The following is a 22,390-nucleotide window of genomic DNA, read 5'->3' on the forward strand; positions in this document are numbered from 1 at the left end:
GAATGTCCCCCATGGTTTCCCGCGCATCCCGCCCATAATCGCAAGGCTTCGTCTTGACGATATAGTTAGTTTGTGTGAGCATCAAACATATTAGAGAAGCCGGCGGGATACAACCGGTCATTATGAGGGGCATTCGTCCAGATGCTCCCAACTGGTCAGCGTTCAAGCAATCAACCGAGGCGGCAGGGCCATTGGCCTGACCCGACCTCGCAACAACAAGAACTGCACCACCAGACCGACATCAGAGGAGAGAACGAGCATGGTTACGACACCTGAGATCTCGCGCCGCGCCTTGCTTCGCAGCACGGCTGCCTTTGCAGGCGCCGCCGCCCTGGGCCTGAATTCCGGGCGCGCCTCCGCACAGGGCAAGACCTTGCGGGTGCTGCTGGCGGGCGACCCCTTCTACTATGCCATCCAGGGCCTCGCCGATCAGTTCAAGCAGGAGACCGGCATCGAGCTACAGATCGAAAGTATCTCGCTGGAAGCCCTGCAGGCCCGCCTCACTTCTTCCTTCATCTCCAACCAGCCCGACGCCGACGTCATCTCCGTCGACCAGATGTGGCTCGGCCAATATCTGGAAAGCCGCTGGATCCTGCCGCTCAACGATTTCATCAAGGCGGACAAGGACACCGACATCAAGGATTTCGTGCCTGAGGTGCTCTACTCCATGAACACCTGGCGCGGGCAGGTCGGCACGCTGCCGGTGGCGACCTATGGCCAGTGCGTGCTCTATCGCAAGGACTTCGTCGAGTCTGCCGGCGTGAAGATCCCCGAGGACGGCTCCTGGAGCTGGAGCGACTATCTCGACATCGTCAAGAAGCTCAACGGCAAGGAGTTCGACGGCAAGAAGATGGCGGGCACCGTGCTCGCCGGCCAGCAGCCCGCGCCCATCGTGCACATGTATACCCAGCTCGCCGCGAGCTCCGGCGTGCGCTGGTTCAAGCAGTTCCCCACCGGCCAGTGGGACTTCACGCCCACCATCAACACGCCGGAGAATGTCGAGGCGCTCAAGCTCTTCCTCGAGCTCTACAAGAACTCCCCGCCCGAGGCGATCGGCTACAATTGGTTCGACGCCGGTATGCGCTTCGCCAAGGGCGATGTCGGCATGTTCTATTGGTGGACGCCCTATTCCTATCTCTGCCGCAAGGACGGCTACATGTCCGGCAAGGATTCGGTGGTGGCCGACAAGCTCGGCATCACCCGCCTGCCCCGCTCCCCCGGCAAGGACCAGGTGGTCTCGATCGGCGGCCACAGCCTCGGCATTCCCTCCAACACGGCCAACAAGGACGGGGCCTGGAAGTTCATCAAATGGGCGACCTCGGCCAAGACGCAGAAGGCCATGGCGCTCTATACCAAATATGGCCACCAGTTCTCGGACTTCGCTCGCCCCTCGCTCTACGAGGATGCCGACCTGTTGAAGATCTATCCCTATCTGCCCGCCCAGATCGCCGATCTCAAGCGTGGCAACGGCAAGATCGTGCGGCCGCCCTGCCCTGTCTACACCACGCTCGAGGGCATTTACGGTCTCAACCTCAACAAGGTGCTGTCGGGCGACACCGCGCCGGATGCCGCGCTGAAGGACACCGAATCCTTCTTCTCCAACATCCTGACCGGCAATTTCCTCATCCCCTACAAGCAACCCACCTATGACGATACACTCGACGCGACCAAGGCCTTGATCGCCTCGCTCGCGTGAGGGTGGGCACGGCCCGCCGGGTCTCCCACCGCGCGGGCCGTGCCGCACTTCACCCTCCCCTGGAGGGGGAGGGTCGGACGAAGTCCGGGGTGGGGTGACAGCTCAACCGCCTCGAAATTTCACCCCACCCCGACGCTATCGCGTCGACCCTCCCCCTCCAGGGGAGGGTGAAGAGGGGACACGCCCATGACCATCGCCGAAACATCAGCCATCCCGGCCCGGCCGAAGCGCCGGGTGCCGGCCTTTCTGCCCTATCTGTTGATCAGCCCCTCGATCATCCTGCTACTGGCCCTGATCGCCTTCCCACTGCTCTTCGCGCTCAAGAACAGCTTCTATTTCTGGAACCTGCAGATGGGCCCGGTGCCGATGGGCTATATCGGCGGCGGCAATTACGAGATGGCGTTCTCGAACTCCTTCTTCCTGGGCGCCTTATGGAACACACTGCTGCTCACTTTGGTCGGCACCGCCATCGAATTCTGCCTGGGCCTGGCCATCGCCCTCCTGCTGGTGAAGAAGCTGCCCGGGCTCAATCTCGCCCGCGCCTTGCTGATCATGCCGACCACCATCGCTCCGATCGTGGTCGGCTTCCTCTTCCGCTACATGTACGATCCCAATGGCGGCCTGATCCCCTGGATGCTGTCCTCGGCCGGCATTCCCTTGCCGGCGCAAGGCCTACTCGGCTCGGGCAGCACCGCGCTCTGGGCCATCCTGTTCGCCGACATCTGGCAGTGGACGCCGTTCTTCGCCATCGTGCTCTATGCCGGCCTGCTCTCGGTGCCGCCCGACATCATCGAGGCCGCCCGCCTCGACAAGACCTCGGCCTGGGCGATGCTGATGCGCATCAAGCTGCCGCTGATCCGCAAGACGGCGATGATCGTGGTGATGCTGCGCTTCATGCAGTTGTTCAACACCTTCGACCTGGTGCTGGTGCTGACCAAGGGAGGACCGGGATCCTCCACCCGAACGCTGGGCTACAGCCTCTATCAGCAGGGCCTCGTCGACTTCAACATCGGACTGTCCAGCGCCATGACCTGGATGATGGTCATCATCGTCAACGCCATCATCGGCCTGTTCGTCTTCTTTGCCTTCAAAGACCTGGACTGAGGAGCCGACCATGCGCAAGGGCAAGAAACTGGCCGGTACCGCGGTAAGCTATGCGCTCACTTTGCTGCTGCTCGCCTTCTTCATCGGCCCGATCCTGTGGTTCGCCTTGCTCGCGATCCGCCCGTCCGACACCTTTTTCACTATGCCGCCGGTGCTGGCCTTCAAGCCGGACTGGACCTCGCTGCACTACACGTTCGGCAATCCCGGCAACAACCTGCCCCAGCTCGTCAACAGCCTGATCGTCGCCATCGGCGCGGTGCTGCTCAACCTGCCCTTCTCCCTGCCGGCGGCCTATGCGCTGTCGCGTTTCCGCATCCGCGGCCGCAAGAACATCATGCTCTGGTATCTCGGCCTCTTGATGGCGCCGCCCGTGGCCTTCCTGATCCCCTATTCGATCCTGGCAAGCTCGGTGGGCCTCAAGGGCAGCTATTTCTCCATGATCCTGATCATGCAGACGCTGACCATCCCCTTCTCGATCTGGCTGATGAAGAGTTTCATCGACGAGGTGCCGGTCGAGATCGAGGAAGCCGCGCGCGTCGACGGCGCCAAGACGCCGGCCATCGTGCTCAAGATCGTGCTGCCGCTGGTGCGGCCCGGCATCATCGTCACCTCGATGTTCGCTTTCGTCTTCGCCTGGAACAACGCCGCCTTTCCCCTGGTGCTGGCCAACCGGGCGACCGCGACCCTGCCGGTCGGCACGCTGCAATATTTCGGCACGGCCGGCGTGACCTGGGGCTTCATCGGCGCCGCCGCCCTCGCCGCCATGCTGCCGCCGATGATCATCTTCCTGGCGCTCGACCGCTATGTCGTGCGCGGGCTCACCTTTGGTTCCGTTAAAGGATGAATTGTTGATGTCTAGCCAGAAATCCGCCCGCTTCGGTGTCGTCGGCGCCGGCCTGTGGGGCTCCTTCCACTGCAAGACGCTGAACGCCATTCCTGGCGCCGAGCTCGCAGCGGTGTGCGATCTCAATCCGGAGCGCGGCGCGGAAATGCAGCGCCAGTTCGGGGCGAAGAAAGTCTATCAGGACTTTCGTGCTCTCATCGCCGATCCCGATGTCGAGGCGGTGACAGTGGCCACGCCCGACTTCGCCCATGCCGAAATCGTGCTGGCGGCCATCGAGGCCGGCAAGCATGTCATGAGCGAAAAGCCATTGGCGACCACCCTCGCCGAGGCCGAGCGCATCGCCGAAGCCGCCGCCAGGAGCGGGGTCAAGGTGATGGTGGACTTCCACAACCGCGTCAACCCGGCCGTCCACACGGCGAAGGAAACAATCGCCCAGGGTGAGATCGGCAAGCCGCTGCATGCCTCGGCCCGGCTCTCCAACACCGTCTTCGTGCCCTTCGAGCTCTTGTCCTGGGCAAGCCGTTCCTCCGCTTTGTGGTTCCTGGGCAGCCATGCGGTCGATGCGCTCTGCTTCATGCTGGATGCCGATGTCGTCAAGGTTCAGGCGATGGTGCGCCGCGGCCATCTCGCCGCCCACGGCGTCGACACCGCCGACGTCCATATCTCGCTGCTGGAATTCGACAATGGTGCCATCGCCACGTTGGAGAACAGCTGGGTGCTGCCATCGGACCTGCCGCTGGTCTTCGACTTCCGGGCCGAAATCGTCGGCGAAAAGGGCTCGCTGCAGCTCGATACGGCCCAGAACGGCGCCTTCCGCAAATATGCCGGCGCCGGCCTCAAGACCGCCGACCTGCTCGGCGTGACGCCTGCCGCTGGCGGGCGCATCGGCGGCTTCGTGATGGAGGCCATCGCCCGCTTCGTCGATGCCGTCACTACCGGCTCCCCCGTGCTGGCCGATGCGACGGACGGTCTCAAGGTTACGCGCGTGCTCGCGGCCATCGAGCAGGCCGCCGCCAGCGGCAATGCCGTGACGCTGGCGAAGGGCTGAGGAAATACCCTCCCCTGGAGGGGGAGGGTCGACACGCAGTGTCGGGGTGGGGTGATTTTACGGCTGAAGTACATGGTGGCCGATCCGTCGAATCATAGAGAGGCGGCTTTCACCCCACCCCGGCCTTTCAGGCCGACCCTCCCCCTCCAGGGGAGGGTAAAGGTCGCTTCCCCCCAAAAGGCAGGTGCTTGATGGCAACTCTCTCCTTCAAATCCGTCGGTAAACGCTTCGCCGATGGCACGCTGGCGCTCGCCAATGTCGATCTCGACATCAGGGATGGCGAATTCCTGGTGCTGGTCGGCCCCTCGGGATGCGGCAAGTCGACCTTGCTGCGCAGCGCCGCCGGCTTGGAGGACCTGTCGCAGGGCCAGGTGCTGATCGGCGGCCGCGATGTCACCAATGCCGATCCGGGCGACCGGGACGTCGCCATGGTGTTCCAGAACTATGCGCTCTATCCGCATATGGACGTCTATGAGAACATGGCCTTCGGCCTCGGCCAGCGCAAAGTGCCGCCGGCGGTGATCAAGGAGAAGGTGGAAAAGGCTGCCCACATTCTCGATCTCACCCCTCTGCTCAGGCGCAAGCCCGGTGCCCTGTCCGGCGGCCAGCGCCAGCGCGTCGCCATGGGCCGGGCCATCGTGCGCGATCCGCAATGCTTCCTGATGGACGAGCCGCTCTCCAATCTCGACGCCAAGCTGCGCGTGCAGATGCGCGCGGAACTCAAGCTGCTCAACGCCCAGCTCGGCGTCACCACGCTTTATGTCACCCACGACCAGGTCGAGGCCATGACCATGGGCGATCGCGTCGCGGTGCTGCGTCCGGTGACGAAGGAGGGCGAAAGCAATCTCCAGCAATGCGCCCCGCCGCGCGAGCTCTATGAGAACCCGGTCAACCTGTTCGTCGCCGGCTTCATCGGCTCACCGGCCATGAATTTCTTCACCGTGCGCCTCGGCGAGGAGGCCGGCGCCGCCTTTGCCGCGATTGCCGGCACCTCGCTGCGCCTGCCCCTACCGGCGGGGCTGCTTCAAGCCAATGCCGGGCTCGCCGCCTTCAAGGGTCGCGACGTCATCCTCGGCCTGAGGCCCGAGAGCTTCCGCCTGCCCGTTGCCGCGGGTGAAGGCATTTCCTGCGAAGTGCTGCTCACCGAGATGACCGGCGCCGACGCCTATATCTTCTTCGACCTGCCCGCCGCCTCGTCGGTGGCAGGAACCGTCCGGCTCGCCACCGGATCGGAGGCGGGTGCCGGCGCCGCCAACCGCATCACCGCGCGCGTCGAGCCGGTCCGGCTACCCGAACGCGGCGCCCATATCGAGATCGGCGTCGACATGGGCCAGGCCCGCTTCTTTGCCCCCGACACCGGCCTCGCGCTGCGATAAGTTGAAAAGCGCTCCGTCATCCCCGGCGGGGCTATAGGCCCCGGGAAGGGGATCCAGGGGCCTACGTCGCAGTGATTGCCCCTCGGTTCCCTTCCCTCGCTCCGCTCGCCGGGAATGGCAGCTTCAGGGAGGGTCGAGGGGCGGTATCAGGTCGCTCGCCGCCAGGAAGTCCACGAAAGCGCGCAGCTTGGGGGACAAGTGCCGGCTGGACGGCCACATCACCTGGATGCGGGTGGCCGTTTCGAGATAATCGCCGAGCACGCTCACCAGCGTTCCCGCGCGCAACTGCTCCCGGACGGCCAGATCGGGGACGCAGGCAAGGCCGAGCCCCTCTTCCGCCAGGGTGATCTGCGGCTCCAGCGTGTTCATCACCATGCTGACAGGCAGGTCGATATCCAGCCATTCTCCGTCCCGACGCAGCGGCCATCTGTCGAGCTTGCCACTCGTCCGGAAGCGATAGACGAGACAGGCATGCCCGCTCAGATCCTCGGGGCGCCGGGGCAGGCCGGCCTGGTTGAAATAGCCGGGAGATCCGACGATGGCCCGGCGATAGAAGCCGAGCGTGCGGCTCATCAGGCGGGAATCGGCCTGCTCCCCGGTGCGGATCACCGCATCGAAACCGTCCTCGATCACATCGACGAGCTGGTCGGAGAAATCGAGTTCGATCTCGATCAGGGAATAGAGCCGCCGGAATTCGGCCAGCTTCGACATGAAGCGCAGCCCCATCGAGGGCAGGCTGATGCGCAGTTTGCCCTGTGGGGCGGCTTGGTTGCGGGCGAGTTCGGTTTGCGCCGCCTCGAATTCACCGAGGATGCGTCGGCAGCGTTCGAGGAACAGCGTGCCTTCCGCCGTCAGGGTGACGCTGCGGGTCGAACGGTGAAACAGGCGCGTGCCCAGCCGATCCTCCAACCGCGCCACCGCCTTGCTGACGGCGGAAGGCGAAATGCCGAGCCGCCGGCCAGCCTCAGTGAAGCCGCCGGCATCCACCGCCTGCACGAAGGCATTGAGGGCGCCCAGACTGTCCATGACGGTTCCTGCATTGAGCACTTGTGACATAAATGTCAAAAGTGTTTTGCACTATAGCCTGTTATTCGTTCTCGAGAAAATAGCTAGAGTCCCGTCCGTACGGCCGGCAAGTCGCCTCCTCTGGAGGGCCCCTTCCCATGGCCCTTCCTTCAGGAGTTTCGACGATGAGTTCCACTGTTTCGATCGGCGGCCCTTCGCCCGCCGTCGATCGCCTGCCGGTCGGCGGGCTGCTGGCCCTTGCCATGGCCGGTTTCATCACCATCATGACGGAGGTGATGCCCGCTGGACTGCTGCCGCAGATGGGCGGGAGCCTCGGCGTCTCCGACGCCGTCGCCGGCCAGTTCGTCACCACTTATGCGGCCGGTTCGCTGGTGACCGCCATTCCCTTGATGACGCTGACCCAGGCCCTGCCACGGCGCCTGTTGCTGCTCATCGCCATCATCGGCTTTGCCGCACTCAACGCCGTCACGGCCGTGTCCTCAAGCCTTCCCGTTACGATGGCGGCCCGTTTCCTCGCCGGAGCCTGCGGCGGCCTGGTCTGGGCCTTGCTCACCGGCTATGCCGCCCGCATGGCGCCCTCGCATCTTGCTGGCCGGGCCATTGCCCTCACCGGCATTGGCGCGCCGCTGGCCTTTTCGCTCGGCGTGCCGGCCGGCACCTTCATCGGCACCTTGATCGGCTGGCGCCTCGCCTTCGGCCTGATGAGCGTGGTGGCCCTGCTGCTGGCCGGCTGGATCCTCGCCGTCCTTCCCGATTTCGCCGGCCGCCGCCAGGATCAGCGCCTGGCGCTGCGACCCATCCTGAGCCTGCCCGGCATCAGGCCGATCCTCGCCGTGATGGGGCTGTTCGTCGTCGCCCACAACCTGCTCTACACCTATATCGCCCCCTTCCTGGTACCCTCGGGCCTGGCCGAGCGGGTGGATGTCGTGCTGCTGTGCTTCGGCCTGGCCGGGCTGGCGGGCCTGTGGGTGGTGGGGGCCCTGATCGACCGGCGCCTGCGCCTGATGGTGCTGGGCAATCTCGTCCTTTTCGGCGCCTGTGCGGTCGCTCTCGGCCTGTGGCCGGCTTCTCCCGTCGTCGTGCTGGCCGCCGCGGCCGTGTGGGGCATGGTCGCCGGCGGCATACCGACCCTGTTCCAGACCGCGTCGGTGCAGGCGGCCGGCGAAGCAGCCGATGTCGCCCAGGCCTTGTTCGTCACGGTCTGGAACAGCGCCGTGGCGCTGGCCGGCCTCACCGGCGGCCTGCTGCTCGGCGCCCTGGGCGCCTCAGCCCTGCCTTGGGCCATGGTGGGCCTGCTGGCCCTGGCCTGGCTCACGGCCTGGCTGGCGAGGTCGACGGCCTTTCCAAAGCCTCCTGCGATCTGACGGGCGCCGCGAGAATCGCCAGGACGCCGGCCGTGCGGTGTTGCATAGGCAGGCATGGGCGTTCGATTATGATCCCCGGCGGCGGCAGGGGGACAACATGACCAATTCGAGCGACACCATAACGGCAGCAGCACAAGTACAGGACGGGCCACGCGGCATCGGCGGCTGGATGATCCTGCCGATCATCGGCCTGGTCGGGACCTTGGTGTTCACCTTGATCAACCCTACAGCGTCGTCACGGAATGGGAAGGCATCAAGGCCATCATCGCCGGCAGCAACCAGACGACGGCAGCCTTGAGACTGCCGGTCGCGGCATCATTCCTTGGCGGCCTTGTGCTGATCGGCCTCGCTGCCCTGTGCCTCTATCGCATCTTCACCTATTCGCCGAGCGTACCCCGCCTGATGACGATCTTCTATATCGGGCTGGTCGTGGTCTCGTTGGCGGAACTGGCCGGGGACTCCTATGTCTCGAGCCTGACCGACACGCCGAGCGATCCGACCCATATCAAGGATCTCGTCCGGGCGCTGGTAGGTTCGGCGATCTGGATTCCCTATTTCCACCGCTCGCGCCGTGTCGCCAACACCTTCCGTACGCAGGAGGCCGCCGTCGATCGCAAGATCGGCGAAATCTTCTGACCTCAGCCGATCTTGTCGTTCCAGCCCCATTCATCCGCGAGGGCGAGGCATTCGCGCCAGGAAGCCACAGCGTCGCAGGTCGTCACCGAGCGCAGCGATGCCGCCGCGGCGGCGTGGGCGAGCGCCAGGCAGCGCCGGAGGTCCCAGCCCTCGTGAAAGCCATAGAGAAAACCGGCGGCAAAGGCATCACCCGCCCCGTTGGCGCCGGCGATGACCTGCTTGGGCACACGGATGGAGGGCTGGGTGACGATGTCGCCGTCCCGGGTCACGGCGACCGCGCCCGTCGGAAAATGCGCCGCCACCACTTGGCAACTGCCGGTTTCCAGGACCTTTCGCGCGGCGTTGATGCAGGCTTCCACCACCGTGCGGTCATCCCGCACCGTCTCTTCCTCGCCGATCGCTCCCATCTCGCTGTCATTGACGATGAGAAGATCGAGATGGGCCAGCAGCGGACGAACCAGTTCGCGCAGCCGTGCCGGCGAAGCGGTGGCCAGTTCCAGATTGGTGATGAGGCCTGCCTGCCTGGCCTTGCGCAGCACGGTCAGCCAGCCATTGGCATCGCCGTTCCAGGGGACATCCATCTTCTTGTGCACGCCGGGCAGGCCGAGATGGAGGATGCGTCCCCGTGTGTCTGTGAAATCGAAATGCTCCGGCGTCATCAGCGAGGCTGCGCCGGGATTGAAGATGTGGGTGCGCCGGCCGCTGCGTTGGGAGGTATAGGCATCGGTGTGCAGCGTACGGGCATCGCGGGTCATCGCCAGGCGGCGGCGGTCGATGCCATAGCGATCGGCCTCGGCATGGAGCAGGCGGCCATCCTCGTCGTCGCCGATCAGCCCCTGCGTCTCCACCCACATATTCGGATCGAGGCGCTTGATATCGATGGCGAGGTTGCAGCCCGAACCGCCGCCGCGTGATTCCTCGTGCAGGATTTCGACGAGGCCGTCTTCATCCGGCCAATACTCCACCAGTTTGTTGCCGTCGACGCACCAGGTTCCGGCCGTGATGATCCCGGAACGCGTCGAGGCTGGACGCTCACCCTGCATTTCCTCTACCTGTCGAAATGTCCGGTTGCCATGAATCGCGATGACGACTCACCGGCTGCCCGAGTTTATTTGTAGCGAAAAGAAACAATCATTCGAGGCCATTTGCAATGGCGCGATTGCCACGCCTGGGCGGCGCGTGTCCAGCTGCGCATCAACCTCGAGTAGTATCGCGCAGCGAATACTTGCCGGAACCGGGCGGTTGCAGCGATCGGCCCATGCTCTTTTCAGCTGAAAGACATACACCGGAAATCCCCGACTTGGAATTGTCCGGGTTCGGGCCGCCTCGTCATTTCATGACAAACGCGTCGTTTTGTGCTATCATCTCAAGATCTTAGACGGCTCCACCCGCCAAGATGAACGCCACATGAACGGCGTTGATAGCAAGAGTTCATCTATTCTGGCTTAATGGTTAACTTAAGGTAATTTCCAGGTGGAGAGGCTGCCCGCCGGCCCTGGTACGACGAAGGCCGGAGCCACCTCTCAAGGAGTGTTCCATGTTTCGCAAATTACTAGTGGCCGCATTGGCGGCCGTCACCCTGAGTGCTGCGAGTTTGACGGCGACAGCTCCGGCCGAAGCGCGCAGCAACGGTTATTTCTTTCCCCACCATGGCGGCGGCGGCAACTGGGGCGGCGGTGGCCGTCACTGGGGCGGCGGTGGCGGCTGGGGTGGCAATCGCTGGGGCGGCGGTGGTTGGCGCGGCGGCGGCTGGGGTGGTCGTCACTGGGGTGGCGGCGGACGGCGTTGGTATGGCCGCGGCTATGGCCGGGGCTGGCGTGATGACGGCTGGGGCTTGGGGGCCGGCCTGGCGCTTGCTCCCCTGTTGATGACGCCCGGCCTCTATGGCGGCTATGGCGGCGGCTATTACGACGATGGCTATTATGACTATGCTCCGGCCTGCCGCTGGCGGCGGGTGCGGATCTACACCGATTATGGCTGGCGCATCCGCCGTCAGCGTGTCTGCTACCAGTACTGAGCGTTTTCATGCCCCTCCCGTCTCTCGCCGTTACCGCGGCTGGAGGTTGGAGGGGCGATGCGTCTTGCAGTGTCTCTCGTGACTTGTGGAGCTTAATAGAGAATCTCTATCGTCCGACGAAAATTGATGCTTGATCGCCTTGGAACGAGGGCACATTCTTCCTCTCTAGAACTAGTCGAAAGAGAGTGGCATGCCAGCCCACGAAGATTGGAATACCGCACGCGCGGCTGAACTCATCGCGGCAGGCCAGACGTTGGAAGGCCCGCTTTTGCCGATCCTCCACTCTTTTGTGGAAACTTTCGGCTATGTCCCCGACCCGGCCGTCCCCATGGTGGCCGAGGCGCTCAATCTTTCCCGCGCCGACGTGCATGGCGTGGTGACGTTTTACCATGATTTCCGCAGAGAACCCGCCGGCGAGCATGTCATCAAGCTTTGCCGTGCCGAAGCCTGCCAATCCGCCGGCTGCGAGGCTCTCGCCGACCATCTCGTCGAAAAGCTCGGCATCGAGTTCGGCGAAACGACGCCGGATGGACGGATTACGCTTGAGCCGGTCTATTGCCTCGGCCTGTGCTCCATCTCCCCCGCCGCGATGATCGACGGTCGCCTGGTGGCGAGGCTCGATGCCAAGCGACTCGACAAGGCCTTGGAAGAGGTGGTGCGATGACCATGCGCATCTACGTTCCACGCGATGCAGCCGCCGTCGCCTGCGGTGCCGACGAACTCGCCGCCGCCCTCAAGGTCGCCGCGATCGCCCGCAGGCTCGACATCGAAATCATCCGCAACGGCTCGCGCGGCCTTGCCTGGCTCGACCCGCTGGTGGAACTGGTGACCCCGGAAGGCCGCATCGGCTATGGCCCGGCCGAGCCGGAGGATGCCGACAGCCTGATCGCCGCCTTTACTGGCGATGGCGCCCATAAATTGCGGGTGGGCAAGCCCGAGGAACTGCCCTTCCTCAAGCGCCAGACACGCTTGACCTTTGCACGCGTCGGCATCGTCGATCCGCGCGATCTTGACGACTACAAGGCCCATGGTGGCCTCAGGGGCCTGGAAAAAGCGATTGCCATCGGGCCATCAGCCATCGTGGACGAGGTTACCAAATCCGGCCTGCGCGGCCGCGGCGGCGCAGGCTTTCCGACCGGCATCAAATGGAAGACGGTCGCCGATACGGCCGGCCCGCAGAAATATATCGTCTGCAATGCCGACGAGGGCGACAGCGGCACCTTCGCCGACCGCATGCTGATGGAAGGCGATCCCTTCTGCCTGATCGAGGGCATGGCGATTGCCGGCGTCGCCACTGGTGCGACCAAAGGCTATGTCTATATCCGCTCCGAATATCCCCATGCCATCGCGGCGATGAATGCAGCCATCGACAAGGCCCGCCGGGCTAATGTGCTCGGCAAGGCTATCCTTGGCTCGACCCATGATTTCGACATGGAAACCCGCACCGGCGCCGGTGCCTATGTCTGCGGCGAGGAAACCTCGCTGCTCGAAAGCCTGGAAGGCAAGCGCGGCACCGTGCGCGCAAAGCCGCCGCTGCCGGCCCACAAGGGCTTGTTCGGCAAGCCGACCGTGATCAACAACGTGCTCTCGCTCGCCACCGTGCCGATCATCCTGGCCGAGGGCGCCGAGCACTACCGCGATTTCGGCATGGGCCGTTCGCGTGGCACCATGCCGATCCAGCTCGCCGGCAATCTCAACTATGGCGGCCTGTTCGAGACGGCCTTCGGCATCACGCTGGGCGAACTCGTCGATGATATCGGTGGCGGCTGCTTCACCGGCCGTCCTGTGCGCGCCGTGCAGGTCGGTGGCCCGCTGGGCGCCTATTTCCCGCGCGAGCTCTTCGACACGCCCTTTGACTACGAGGCCTTCGCAGCCAGGGACGGGCTGATCGGCCATGGCGGCATCGTGGTGTTCGACGATACCGTCGACATGCGCCGCCAGGCTCGTTTCGCCATGGAATTCTGCGCCATCGAGAGCTGCGGCAAGTGCACGCCCTGCCGCATCGGCGCGATCCGCGGCAAGGAAACCATCGATAAGATCATCGCCGGCAAGGACGTGACGCGCAACATCGCCGTGGTCGAGGACCTCTGCCAGACCATGAAGTTCGGCTCGCTCTGCGCGCTCGGCGGCTTCACGCCCTATCCCGTCCTTTCGGCCATCCGCCATTTCCCCGAAGATTTCCACGGCACGCCCCAGCGCATCGCCGCCGAATAATCGCCCAAGGAGACAGTCAATGTCCCTCGTCCACGAAATCGACTACGGCACGCCGCTCTCCAAGTCGGAGAAGATGGTCACTCTGACCATCGACGGCCAGGAAATCACCGTGCCCGAGGGCACCTCGATCATGCGCGCTGCCATGGAGATGGGCACGCAGATCCCCAAGCTCTGCGCCACCGACATGGTGGACGCCTGGGGCTCCTGCCGCATGTGCCTGGTCGAGATCGAGGGCCGCAACGGCACGCCGGCTTCCTGCACGACACCAGTCGCGCCAGGCATCAAGGTCAAGACCCAGACCTCGCGCCTCGCCGAGATCCGCAAGGGCGTGATGGAGCTCTATATTTCCGACCACCCGCTCGACTGCCTGACCTGCGCCGCCAATGGCGACTGCGAATTGCAGGACATGGCTGGTGCCGTCGGCCTGCGCGAAGTGCGCTACGGCTATGAGGGCGACAACCATCTCGGCCTCGATAAGGACACCTCCAACCCCTATTTCACCTTCGACACTTCCAAATGCATCGTCTGTTCGCGCTGTGTGCGCGCCTGCGAGGAAGTGCAGGGCACTTTCGCGCTGACGATTTCCGGCCGCGGCTTCGAAAGCCGGGTCTCGCCGGGCATGAACGAGGCTTTCCTCGATTCCGAATGCGTCTCGTGCGGCGCCTGCGTGCAGGCCTGCCCGACGGCCACCCTCACCGAAAGCAAGGTGATCGAGATCGGCCAGCCCGAACATTCGGTGGTGACGACCTGCGCCTATTGCGGTGTCGGTTGCGCCTTCAAGGCCGAGATGCGCGGCGAGGAAGTCGTGCGCATGGTGCCCTATAAGGACGGCAAGGCCAATCGCGGCCATAGCTGCATCAAGGGCCGCTTCGCCTGGGGCTATGCGACCCACAAGGAGCGCATCCTCAAGCCGATGATCCGCTCCAAGATCACCGATCCGTGGAAGGAAGTGAGCTGGGAAGAGGCGATCGCCTACACCGCTTCCGAGTTCAAGCGCATCCAGGCCAAGCACGGCAAGGCCTCGATCGGCGGCATCACCTCCTCGCGCTGCACCAATGAAGAGACCTATCTGGTCCAGAAGCTGATCCGCGGCGGCTTCGGCAACAACAATGTCGATACCTGCGCCCGTGTCTGCCATTCGCCGACGGGCTATGGCCTCGGCCAGACCTTCGGCACCTCGGCCGGCACGCAGGACTTCGACTCGGTCGAGGACAGCGACGTCATCATCGTCATCGGCGCCAATCCGACGGACGGCCACCCGGTCTTCGGCTCGCGCATGAAGAAGCGCCTGCGCCAGGGTGCCCGCCTGATCGTCATCGATCCGCGCAAGACCGACATCGTGCGCACGCCCCATGTCGAGGCCGATTATCATCTGCCGCTCAAGCCGGGCACCAATGTTGCGGTGGTGACGGCGCTTGCCCATGTCATCGTCACCGAGGGTCTGGTCGCCGAGGACTATGTGCGCGAGCGCTGCGACCTGGACGAATTCCAGAACTGGGCCAGCTTCGTCGCCGATCCCAGGCATTCGCCGGAAGCGGTGGAAAAATATACCGGCGTGCCGGCCGAACTGGTGCGTGGCGCCGCCCGCCTCTATGCCACCGGCGGCAATGGCGCCATCTATTATGGCCTCGGCGTCACCGAGCACAGCCAGGGTTCGACCACGGTGATGGCGATCGCCAACCTCGCCATGGCCACCGGCAATATCGGCCGCCGCGGCGTCGGCGTGAACCCACTGCGCGGCCAGAACAACGTGCAGGGCTCTTGCGACATGGGCTCGTTCCCGCATGAACTGCCGGGCTATCGCCATATCGCGGGCGATGAAGTCCGCCACATGTTCGAGGAATTCTGGGGCGTCCATCTCGACAAGGAACCAGGGCTGCGCATTCCCAACATGCTCGACGCCGCCGTCGAGGGCTCCTTCCTCGGCCTCTATGTGCAGGGCGAAGACATCGTTCAGTCCGATCCCGACACCAAGCATGTTACGGCGGGCCTCGCTGCGATGGAATGCGTCGTCGTGCAGGACCTCTTCCTGAACGAAACCGCCAACTATGCCCATGTTTTCCTGCCTGGCTCCTCCTTCCTGGAGAAGGACGGCACCTTCACCAACGCCGAACGCCGCATCCAGCGCGTACGCAAGGTGATGGCGCCCAAGGCCGGCTATGCCGACTGGGAAATCACGCTGTTGATCGCCGAAGCCATGGGCTTCCCCATGCCGTACGAGCATCCCTCGCAGATCATGGACGAGATTGCCCGCCTCACGCCTTCCTTCGCCGGCGTCTCCTATGAGAAGCTGGAGCGGGACGGCTCGGTGCAGTGGCCCTGCAACGACAAGGCGCCCGAGGGCACGCCGATCATGCATATCGACCATTTCGTGCGCGGCAAGGGCCGCTTCATGGTCACCGAATATATCCCGACCGACGAGCGCACCGGCGCACGCTTCCCGTTGCTGCTCACCACCGGCCGCATCCTGTCGCAATACAATGTCGGCGCGCAGACGCGGCGCACCGAAAATTCGATGTGGCACGAGGAGGATGTGCTGGAAATCCATCCGCACGACGCCGAGCAGCGTGGCATCCGAGATCATGACTGGGTGCGCCTGGAAAGCCGCTCCGGCTCGACTTCGCTGCGCGTCACCATCACTGATCGCGTGGCGCCGGGCGTGGTCTACACCACCTTCCACCATCCCTCGACGCAGGCCAACGTCATCACCACCGACTATTCGGACTGGGCGACCAACTGCCCCGAATACAAGGTGACGGCGGTGCAGGTCATGCCTTCCAACGGCCCGTCGCAGTGGCAGGAGGAATATGAGGCGATGGCGAAGAACTCGCGTCGCATCGCGGCGGAGTGAGAACAGTACCCTTCTTCCCTTGCGGGATCTGGCACTTCCCATGGAAGTGCGTTAGGTCCCGGCGGGGGGATGAGGGGTCTCGTGACCTATGCGAATATATTGCTGAAATCAGGGATTGAGAGGTTGATCCACCCCCTCGTCCGGCCTTCGGCCACCCATGGCACTTCCATGGGAAGTGCCAGGTCCCACAGGGGGAGAAGGAGAAAAACACCATGACCGATCCCGTCCGCTCCATCTCCCGCTTTGCCTGGCGTGACGGCGTGTTCACGCCGGGCGAGCGCACGGTTCCCGAGGAGATGGCGATCTCGCTGGTCTATGACGGCGGCTCCCATGCCGTGATGATGGGAAGCCCTGTCGATCTCGAGGACTTTGCCTACGGTTTCTCTCTGACCGAAGGCATCATCGCCTCTCTCGACGACATTACCGAGTTCGAACGCGTCGATTACGAGGAAGGCGTCGAATTGCGTATGTGGCTGAGGGGCGATCGCGGCTCAGCGCTTGCCGCCCGCAGGCGCATACTGGCCGGGCCCACGGGCTGCGGCCTGTGCGGCATCGACAGCCTGACCGAGGCAGTGCGCAAGCCGCGACCGGTCACCGGTGAGCTCAAGCTGTCACCGGCCGATATCGAAACCGCCCTCGCTTCGCTCACGCCCGCCCAGGTACTGAACCACAAGACCCGTGCCGTGCATGCCGCTGCCTTCTGGACCAAGGCGGATGGCCTCATCGCCCTGCGCGAGGATGTCGGCCGGCATAATGCGCTCGACAAGCTGGCCGGCGCCCTGGCCAGGCGTTCGATCGCTCCCGCTTCCCAGAGCCTTCCGGGCATCGTCGTCCTCACCAGCCGGATCTCGGTGGAGATGGTGCAGAAATCGGCCGCGATGGGTGCATCCATCGTGGTGGCGGTCTCCGCCCCCACGGCGCTGGCCATCCGCACCGCCGAGGAAGCGGGTATCACGCTGATCGGCATCGCCCGCTCCGACGGCTTCGAGATCTTCACCCATCCCCATCGCATCGTTTCGGAGAAACTCGCCCATGTCGCATGATGAAGCCGCGCATGATGGCCATGCACATGACCCGTCTGCCAAACTGGTGAGGATGGCCAACCAGATCGGCATGTTCTTCGCGTCCCAGCGCGAGGAGGTGCGGGTCCCCGGTATTGCCGAGCATATCCGCAAATTCTGGGAGCCGCGCATGCGCAACCAGATCTTCGCCCACCTGGACGCAGGCGGCGAAGGCATCGATCCGCTGGTCAGGAAGGCTCTGGAGACATTGCGCGAGAAGGCGTGAACTCTCTGGCATCCCAGGAGACTTCCATGTCCGGCACCCTCTTCGACTGGGACAAGATCGAACCACGTACAGTCATTCCCGGCTTCCACGGTCGTTTCATGCATTCGGCTTCGATGACTTTCGTACTCTGGCAGATCGACGCGGGAGCCACGCTGCCCTTGCATTCACACCCGCATGAGCAGGTGGTGCATCAGTTCGAAGGCGAATTGGAAGTCACGGTCGACGGCCAGAGCACGGTGCTGAAGCCGGGCATGGTCGCGGTGGTGCCGCCCCATGCGCCGCATTCCGGCCGGGCGTTGACGGCCTGCCGGACCATGGACGTCTTCCATCCCCTGCGCGAAGACTATCGCACAGGCGCCCCGAGCGTGCTGCAGCAGGCGATGCCGGAATAAGCGGGCGCTTTGCCGCCGCTCAACCGCATCCATCGTCGTTTTGGCCGGGTTCCTGCTCTGAGCGCCCGGGAAACGGCGAAAAATCGCCTTTCATCTTGCTCTACCCCTTCCATCTTGATATGGAACCGCCCATGTGACGCTCAGCTGTCATCTTCGATGAGACAAGCGTCCGAAAAATAGACCAGAAAGACGTTTCCGCAGTGCGGGCCTTGCGCCGGCCGGGCGTGTTTTTCCTAAAACACCCCGCCTGTGGCTGCTCCAGCAGCCCTGCCGCCTTCCGGAAACGATGATCAACACCAACCGCCGGCGCCAGGAAAACATATGTCCGTACAGACAAACGTGCTGCGTGAAGATTTCGCTGCGATGCTCGACGAGACGTTCGGCACCAGCGACATGGCCGAAGGTTCGGTCGTCAAGGGTACTGTCGTCGCCATCGAGAAGGACCTTGCGGTCATCGATATCGGCCTCAAGACCGAAGGCCGCGTAGCTCTGAAGGAATTCAACGGCCCGGGTCGCGACAGCGCGATCAAGGTCGGCGATATCGTCGAGGTCTATCTCGAGCGTATCGAAAATGCCCTGGGCGAAGCCGTCATCTCGCGCGACAAGGCTCGCCGCGAGGAGAGCTGGGTCAAGCTCGAGAAGTCGTTCGAAGCCAATGAAAAGGTCGACGGCGTCATCTTCAACCAGGTCAAGGGCGGCTTCACCGTCGACCTCGACGGCGCCGTGGCCTTCCTGCCGCGCAGCCAGGTCGACATCCGTCCGATCCGCGACGTCACCCCGCTGATGAACGTTCCGCAGCCCTTCCAGATCCTCAAGATGGATCGCCGCCGCGGCAACATCGTCGTCTCCCGCCGCACGGTCCTCGAAGAGAGCCGCGCCGAGCAGCGTCACGAGATCGTCCAGAACCTCGAAGAGGGCCAGGTGGTCGACGGCGTGGTCAAGAACATCACCGATTACGGTGCGTTCGTTGATCTCGGCGGCATCGACGGCCTCCTGCATGTCACCGACATCGCATGGCGCCGCGTGAACCATCCGACGGAGCTTCTGACCATCGGCCAGCAGGTCAAGGTCAAGATCATCAAGATCAACCACGAGACGCACCGCATCTCGCTGGGCATGAAGCAGCTCCAGGCCGATCCGTGGCTGGGCATCGACGCCAAGTACCCGCTGCAGGCCAAGTTCACCGGCCGCGTCACCAACATCACGGACTACGGCGCGTTCGTGGAACTGGAGCCGGGCATCGAAGGCCTGATTCACGTCTCCGAAATGTCGTGGACCAAGAAGAACGTCCACCCCGGCAAGATCGTCTCCACCTCGCAGGAAGTGGAAGTGCAGATCCTCGAGGTCGACCCGATCAAGCGCCGCATCTCGCTCGGCCTCAAGCAGACCCTTTCCAACCCCTGGGAAGATTTTGCCGACAAGCATCCGAACGGCAGCGTCGTGGAAGGCGAAGTCAAGAACAAGACCGAGTTCGGCCTGTTCATTGGCCTCGACGGCGATGTGGACGGCATGGTCCATCTCTCCGACCTCGACTGGAACCGTCCGGGCGAGCAGGTCATCGACGACTTCCGCAAGGGCGACATGGTCAAGGCCGTGGTGCTCGACGTGGACGTCGAGAAGGAGCGCATCTCGCTGGGCATCAAGCAGCTCGCCGGTGACCCCTTCGTCGATGCCGGCGAACTGAAGAAGAACCAGGTCGTCACCTGCGAAGTCACCGACGTCAAGGAAGGTGGCATCGACGTCAAGATCACCGGCACCGATCTCACGGCCTTCATCCGCCGTGGCGATCTGGCCCGCGATCGCGCCGATCAGCGCCCCGAGCGCTTCGCTGCCGGCGAAAAGGTTGACGCCCGCGTCATCCAGTTCGACCGCAAGGCCCGCAAGGTCCAGGTTTCGATCAAGGCCCTCGAAATGGCCGAAGAGAAGGAAGCCATCGCGACCTACGGTTCGTCCGATGCAGGCGCTTCGCTCGGCGACATTCTCGGCGCCGCGCTGCGCGCACGCACCGAGAAGAAGTAAGGTCGGGAACGCCGGCCTCTCAGCCGGCTCTCGGAGCCACCACGATTGCAGAAAGGGCGCGACCTACAGGGTTCGCGCCCTTTCTTTTTGGTCCTCTCGCCAACGTCGTGTGGCCCATGCTGGTCTTCAGACCGGCATGAAAGCACCGTCTGCAAAGAACAGATTGCATGGCTGACCTTACACCACTCGGCCAAAAGCTGCTCAGCCCGCAAAGTTGGTGCTAACGATACACAGGCAAGATTTCGCGTCAGAGCCTCTCAGTTTAATAATCTTTCCAAAACGGGCGTTTGAATGGGCGCCCTTCCATGTTTGGTGAATTTTTCCGCTTTCGAGCGCACGAGCATCTTGCATTGCCGCAGCGTTTGGTTGATCGGTTGTCGCTTACAAGCCCCGAATGGCCGCCACCCTGGCGAAAAATTCGCGAGCAAGGGGGAAACAACCACATGCGTATCAATCGTTTGACACTCGTAGCCGGCGTGGCACTTGCCCTCCTCGGCAGCGCCGCCTTTGCTGCCGACAAGAAGACCGTGGCCGTAACCTCGATCGTCGAGCATCCGGCTCTCAATGCCGCCCGCGACGGTGTCAAGAAGGCCCTGGAGGATGCCGGCTACAAGGATGGCGATACCCTCTCCTTCCAGTTCGAGACGGCTCAGGGCAGCCCCGCCACCGCAGCGCAGATCGCCCAGAAATATGTCGGCGAGAAAGCCGATGTGATCGTCGGTATCGCCACGCCATCGGCCCAGGCTGCCCTGGCTGCCACCAAGGACATTCCGATCGTGTTCACCGCCGTGACCGATCCTGTCGCGGCCCAGCTCGTCAAGGACCCCGCCAAGCCCGAAGGCAACGTCACTGGCGTGACCGACGCAACCCCGATGCCCGACCAGGTCAAGCTGATCCAGGCGATTGCGCCCAACGCCAAGAAGATCGGCTTCATCTTCAATCCCGGCGAGGCCAATTCGGTCGTCCAGCTCGAGGCCATGAAGAAGGCGACCGCGGCCCTTGGCCTGGAGACGATCGAGGCACCGGCCACCAAGTCGGCCGATGTCGGAGCTGCGGCCCAGAGCCTGATCGGCAAGGCCGACGCCATCTTCGTGCCGACCGACAATCTGGTGGTCTCGGCCCTGGAAGCGGTGATCACGGTGGGAACCGAAAACAAGATACCCGTCTTCTCCGGTGACACCAATGGCGTCGAGCGCGGCGCGGTCGCTTCCATCGGCGTCGACTATTTCAAGTCCGGCGTATTGGCGGGCGAGATGGTCGTCCGCATCCTCAAGGGTGAGAAGCCAAGCGCCATTCCCGTGGCCGTCCCCTCCGCCACCGACCTCTTCCTCAACCAGAAGACCGCCGGCCCGATGGGCGTGACGCTGCCAGCCGATCTGGTCGCCAAGGCCAAGACGGTCGTGAAATGAGCCTCTCCAAGTAATCCGGATCATCATAACCGGGCAGGCGGCCGCGCGTTGCGCGGCCGCCCTCATAAGATCAACCCATTCCGAGCAAGCCGCGCCATGATCCCCCTCCGTTCTCTCGGCGTTGCCGCCGTTCTTCTCGCCAGCTTCGCCCAGGTCGCGACCGTCACGGGCGCCGCTGCTGCCGACAAACCGGTGGTCGCGATCACCGCCATCGTCGAACATCCCTCGCTCAACGCCATCCGCGAGGGCGTGAAGGCCGGCCTCAAGGACAAGGGCTATGCGGAGGGCGAGGCCATCACCATCCTCTATGAATCGGCGCAGGGCAGCCCGGCCACAGCGGCCCAGATTGCCCAGAAATTCGTCGGCGAAAACCCGGCCGTGATCGTGCCGATCACCACCCCCTCCTCCCAGGCCGTCGCCGCGGCAACCAAGGACATCCCCATCGTCTTCGCCGCCGTGACCGATCCGCTCGGCGCGCAATTGGTGAAGACCCTCGACAAACCCGGCGGCAATATCACCGGCGTCAGCGACTTTCCGCCCGCGGCCGGCCAGCTCGACCTGATCAAGGAGGTCCTGCCCAAAGCCAAGGTGGTGGGCGTCGTCTATAATTCCGGCGAGGTCAACAGCCTGTCGGTGATCGAGGCGCTACGCAAGCTGGCAGGTGAACGCGGGCTGGAAATCCTGCCTTCTCCCGCAACCAAATCCTCCGATGTGGGCGCAGCCGCGCAAAGTCTGGTGGGCAAGGCCGATGCGATCTACATCCCCAACGACAATCTGGTGGTCTCGGCCCTGGAATCGGTGCTGCAGGTCGGCTTCGACAGCCGCCTGCCAGTGTTCGCCAGCGATCCCGACAGCGTCGGGCGTGGCGCGGTCGCCGCTCTCGGCCTCGATCAGTTCGAGATTGGCCGTCAGGCCGGCCATGTCGCGGCCCGCGTGCTGAAGGGCGAGAAGCCCGGCGACATCCCAGTCGAGAATTCCAAAGGCGTCAGCCTGGTCGTCAACGCCAAGGCCGCCGAAAAGATGGGCGCTCCCTTGCCGCAGGCCGTATTGGCGCGTGCCAAGGACGTTGCAAAGTAATAACAAGCCTTGGAGAACGCCGGGGCATGC

General features: G+C 63.9%; 20 protein-coding genes. 18 read left to right on the forward strand and 2 right to left on the reverse strand.

The window, feature by feature from the left end; translation table 11 throughout:
• The first annotated feature begins 259 nt into the window (after positions 1–259).
• The 5 genes from ACN6KF_RS19225 to ACN6KF_RS19245 all read left to right on the forward strand — a co-directional run bounded on the left by ACN6KF_RS19225 (position 260) and on the right by ACN6KF_RS19245 (position 6,068).
• The gene (locus tag ACN6KF_RS19225; RefSeq protein ID WP_434958385.1) at positions 260–1,696 is read left to right on the forward strand and encodes an extracellular solute-binding protein; all 1,437 of its coding nucleotides are present in this window, start codon (positions 260–262) and stop codon (positions 1,694–1,696) included.
• A gap of 186 nt (positions 1,697–1,882) precedes the next feature.
• Positions 1,883–2,800 carry a carbohydrate ABC transporter permease gene (locus ACN6KF_RS19230; protein WP_434958386.1) on the forward strand — a complete coding sequence of 306 codons (918 nt, stop codon included), beginning with the start codon at positions 1,883–1,885 and terminating at the stop codon, positions 2,798–2,800.
• Positions 2,801–2,810: 10 nt separating this feature from the next.
• On the forward strand, positions 2,811–3,644 hold the full coding sequence (locus ACN6KF_RS19235) for a carbohydrate ABC transporter permease (protein ID WP_434958387.1): 834 nt from the start codon (positions 2,811–2,813) through the stop codon (positions 3,642–3,644).
• Between the two features lie 7 nt (positions 3,645–3,651).
• Positions 3,652–4,692, forward strand: coding sequence for a Gfo/Idh/MocA family protein (locus ACN6KF_RS19240; protein WP_434958388.1), 1,041 nt, complete (start codon positions 3,652–3,654; stop codon positions 4,690–4,692).
• A gap of 191 nt (positions 4,693–4,883) precedes the next feature.
• On the forward strand, positions 4,884–6,068 hold the full coding sequence (locus tag ACN6KF_RS19245) for an ABC transporter ATP-binding protein (RefSeq protein WP_434958389.1): 1,185 nt from the start codon (positions 4,884–4,886) through the stop codon (positions 6,066–6,068).
• Positions 6,069–6,191: 123 nt separating this feature from the next.
• On the opposite strand, the gene ACN6KF_RS19250 is transcribed toward ACN6KF_RS19245, so the two are convergent.
• Positions 6,192–7,094, reverse strand: coding sequence for a LysR family transcriptional regulator (locus ACN6KF_RS19250; RefSeq protein ID WP_434958390.1), 903 nt, complete (start codon positions 7,092–7,094; stop codon positions 6,192–6,194).
• A 164-nt stretch (positions 7,095–7,258) separates the two neighbouring features.
• Between ACN6KF_RS19250 and ACN6KF_RS19255 the strand changes: the two genes are divergently transcribed.
• From ACN6KF_RS19255 to ACN6KF_RS19265, 3 genes are all read left to right on the forward strand, one after another.
• Entirely contained in the window at positions 7,259–8,458 is a 1,200-nt protein-coding gene (locus ACN6KF_RS19255) for an MFS transporter (protein WP_434958391.1), read from the forward strand.
• A gap of 97 nt (positions 8,459–8,555) precedes the next feature.
• Positions 8,556–8,756: a hypothetical protein gene (locus tag ACN6KF_RS19260; RefSeq protein ID WP_434958392.1), complete on the forward strand. Its 201-nt coding sequence runs from the start codon at positions 8,556–8,558 to the stop codon at positions 8,754–8,756.
• Positions 8,753–9,094, forward strand: coding sequence for a DUF2569 domain-containing protein (locus ACN6KF_RS19265; protein ID WP_434958393.1), 342 nt, complete (start codon positions 8,753–8,755; stop codon positions 9,092–9,094). The genes ACN6KF_RS19260 and ACN6KF_RS19265 overlap by 4 nt, the downstream gene beginning before the upstream one ends.
• 2 nt (positions 9,095–9,096) lie before the next feature.
• On the opposite strand, the gene ACN6KF_RS19270 is transcribed toward ACN6KF_RS19265, so the two are convergent.
• Positions 9,097–10,137: a carbohydrate kinase family protein gene (locus ACN6KF_RS19270; RefSeq protein ID WP_434958394.1), complete on the reverse strand. Its 1,041-nt coding sequence runs from the start codon at positions 10,135–10,137 to the stop codon at positions 9,097–9,099.
• Positions 10,138–10,631: 494 nt separating this feature from the next.
• Between ACN6KF_RS19270 and ACN6KF_RS19275 the strand changes: the two genes are divergently transcribed.
• From ACN6KF_RS19275 to ACN6KF_RS19320, 10 genes are all read left to right on the forward strand, one after another.
• A complete protein-coding gene (locus ACN6KF_RS19275; RefSeq protein ID WP_434958395.1) occupies positions 10,632–11,111 on the forward strand; it encodes a hypothetical protein in 480 nt (159 codons plus the stop codon).
• A gap of 190 nt (positions 11,112–11,301) precedes the next feature.
• A complete protein-coding gene (locus tag ACN6KF_RS19280) occupies positions 11,302–11,775 on the forward strand; it encodes a formate dehydrogenase subunit gamma (protein WP_434958396.1) in 474 nt (157 codons plus the stop codon).
• Entirely contained in the window at positions 11,772–13,325 is a 1,554-nt protein-coding gene (locus tag ACN6KF_RS19285; protein ID WP_434958397.1) for a formate dehydrogenase beta subunit, read from the forward strand. The genes ACN6KF_RS19280 and ACN6KF_RS19285 overlap by 4 nt, the downstream gene beginning before the upstream one ends.
• A gap of 19 nt (positions 13,326–13,344) precedes the next feature.
• The gene (gene fdhF, locus ACN6KF_RS19290) at positions 13,345–16,176 is read left to right on the forward strand and encodes a formate dehydrogenase subunit alpha (protein WP_434958398.1); all 2,832 of its coding nucleotides are present in this window, start codon (positions 13,345–13,347) and stop codon (positions 16,174–16,176) included.
• Between the two features lie 212 nt (positions 16,177–16,388).
• A complete protein-coding gene (gene fdhD / locus ACN6KF_RS19295) occupies positions 16,389–17,219 on the forward strand; it encodes a formate dehydrogenase accessory sulfurtransferase FdhD (RefSeq protein ID WP_434958399.1) in 831 nt (276 codons plus the stop codon).
• Positions 17,209–17,463, forward strand: a complete 255-nt coding sequence (locus ACN6KF_RS19300; protein WP_434958400.1) for a formate dehydrogenase subunit delta — start codon at positions 17,209–17,211, stop codon at positions 17,461–17,463. Before fdhD ends, ACN6KF_RS19300 begins: the two co-directional genes overlap by 11 nt.
• 26 nt (positions 17,464–17,489) lie before the next feature.
• Complete coding sequence (locus tag ACN6KF_RS19305; RefSeq protein WP_434958401.1) at positions 17,490–17,855, forward strand: cupin domain-containing protein; 366 nt, start codon at positions 17,490–17,492, stop codon at positions 17,853–17,855.
• 321 nt (positions 17,856–18,176) lie between these two features.
• Positions 18,177–19,874 (forward strand): 30S ribosomal protein S1, encoded by a 1,698-nt coding sequence (rpsA, locus tag ACN6KF_RS19310; protein ID WP_434958402.1) that lies wholly within the window; start codon positions 18,177–18,179, stop codon positions 19,872–19,874.
• Between the two features lie 443 nt (positions 19,875–20,317).
• Positions 20,318–21,283: an ABC transporter substrate-binding protein gene (locus ACN6KF_RS19315; protein WP_434958403.1), complete on the forward strand. Its 966-nt coding sequence runs from the start codon at positions 20,318–20,320 to the stop codon at positions 21,281–21,283.
• A 96-nt stretch (positions 21,284–21,379) separates the two neighbouring features.
• Positions 21,380–22,360, forward strand: coding sequence for an ABC transporter substrate-binding protein (locus ACN6KF_RS19320; RefSeq protein ID WP_434958404.1), 981 nt, complete (start codon positions 21,380–21,382; stop codon positions 22,358–22,360).
• Positions 22,361–22,390: the final 30 nt, after the last annotated feature.

The organism is Labrys methylaminiphilus subsp. lupini, assembly GCF_051161885.1.
Taxonomy (GTDB): domain Bacteria; phylum Pseudomonadota; class Alphaproteobacteria; order Rhizobiales; family Labraceae; genus Labrys.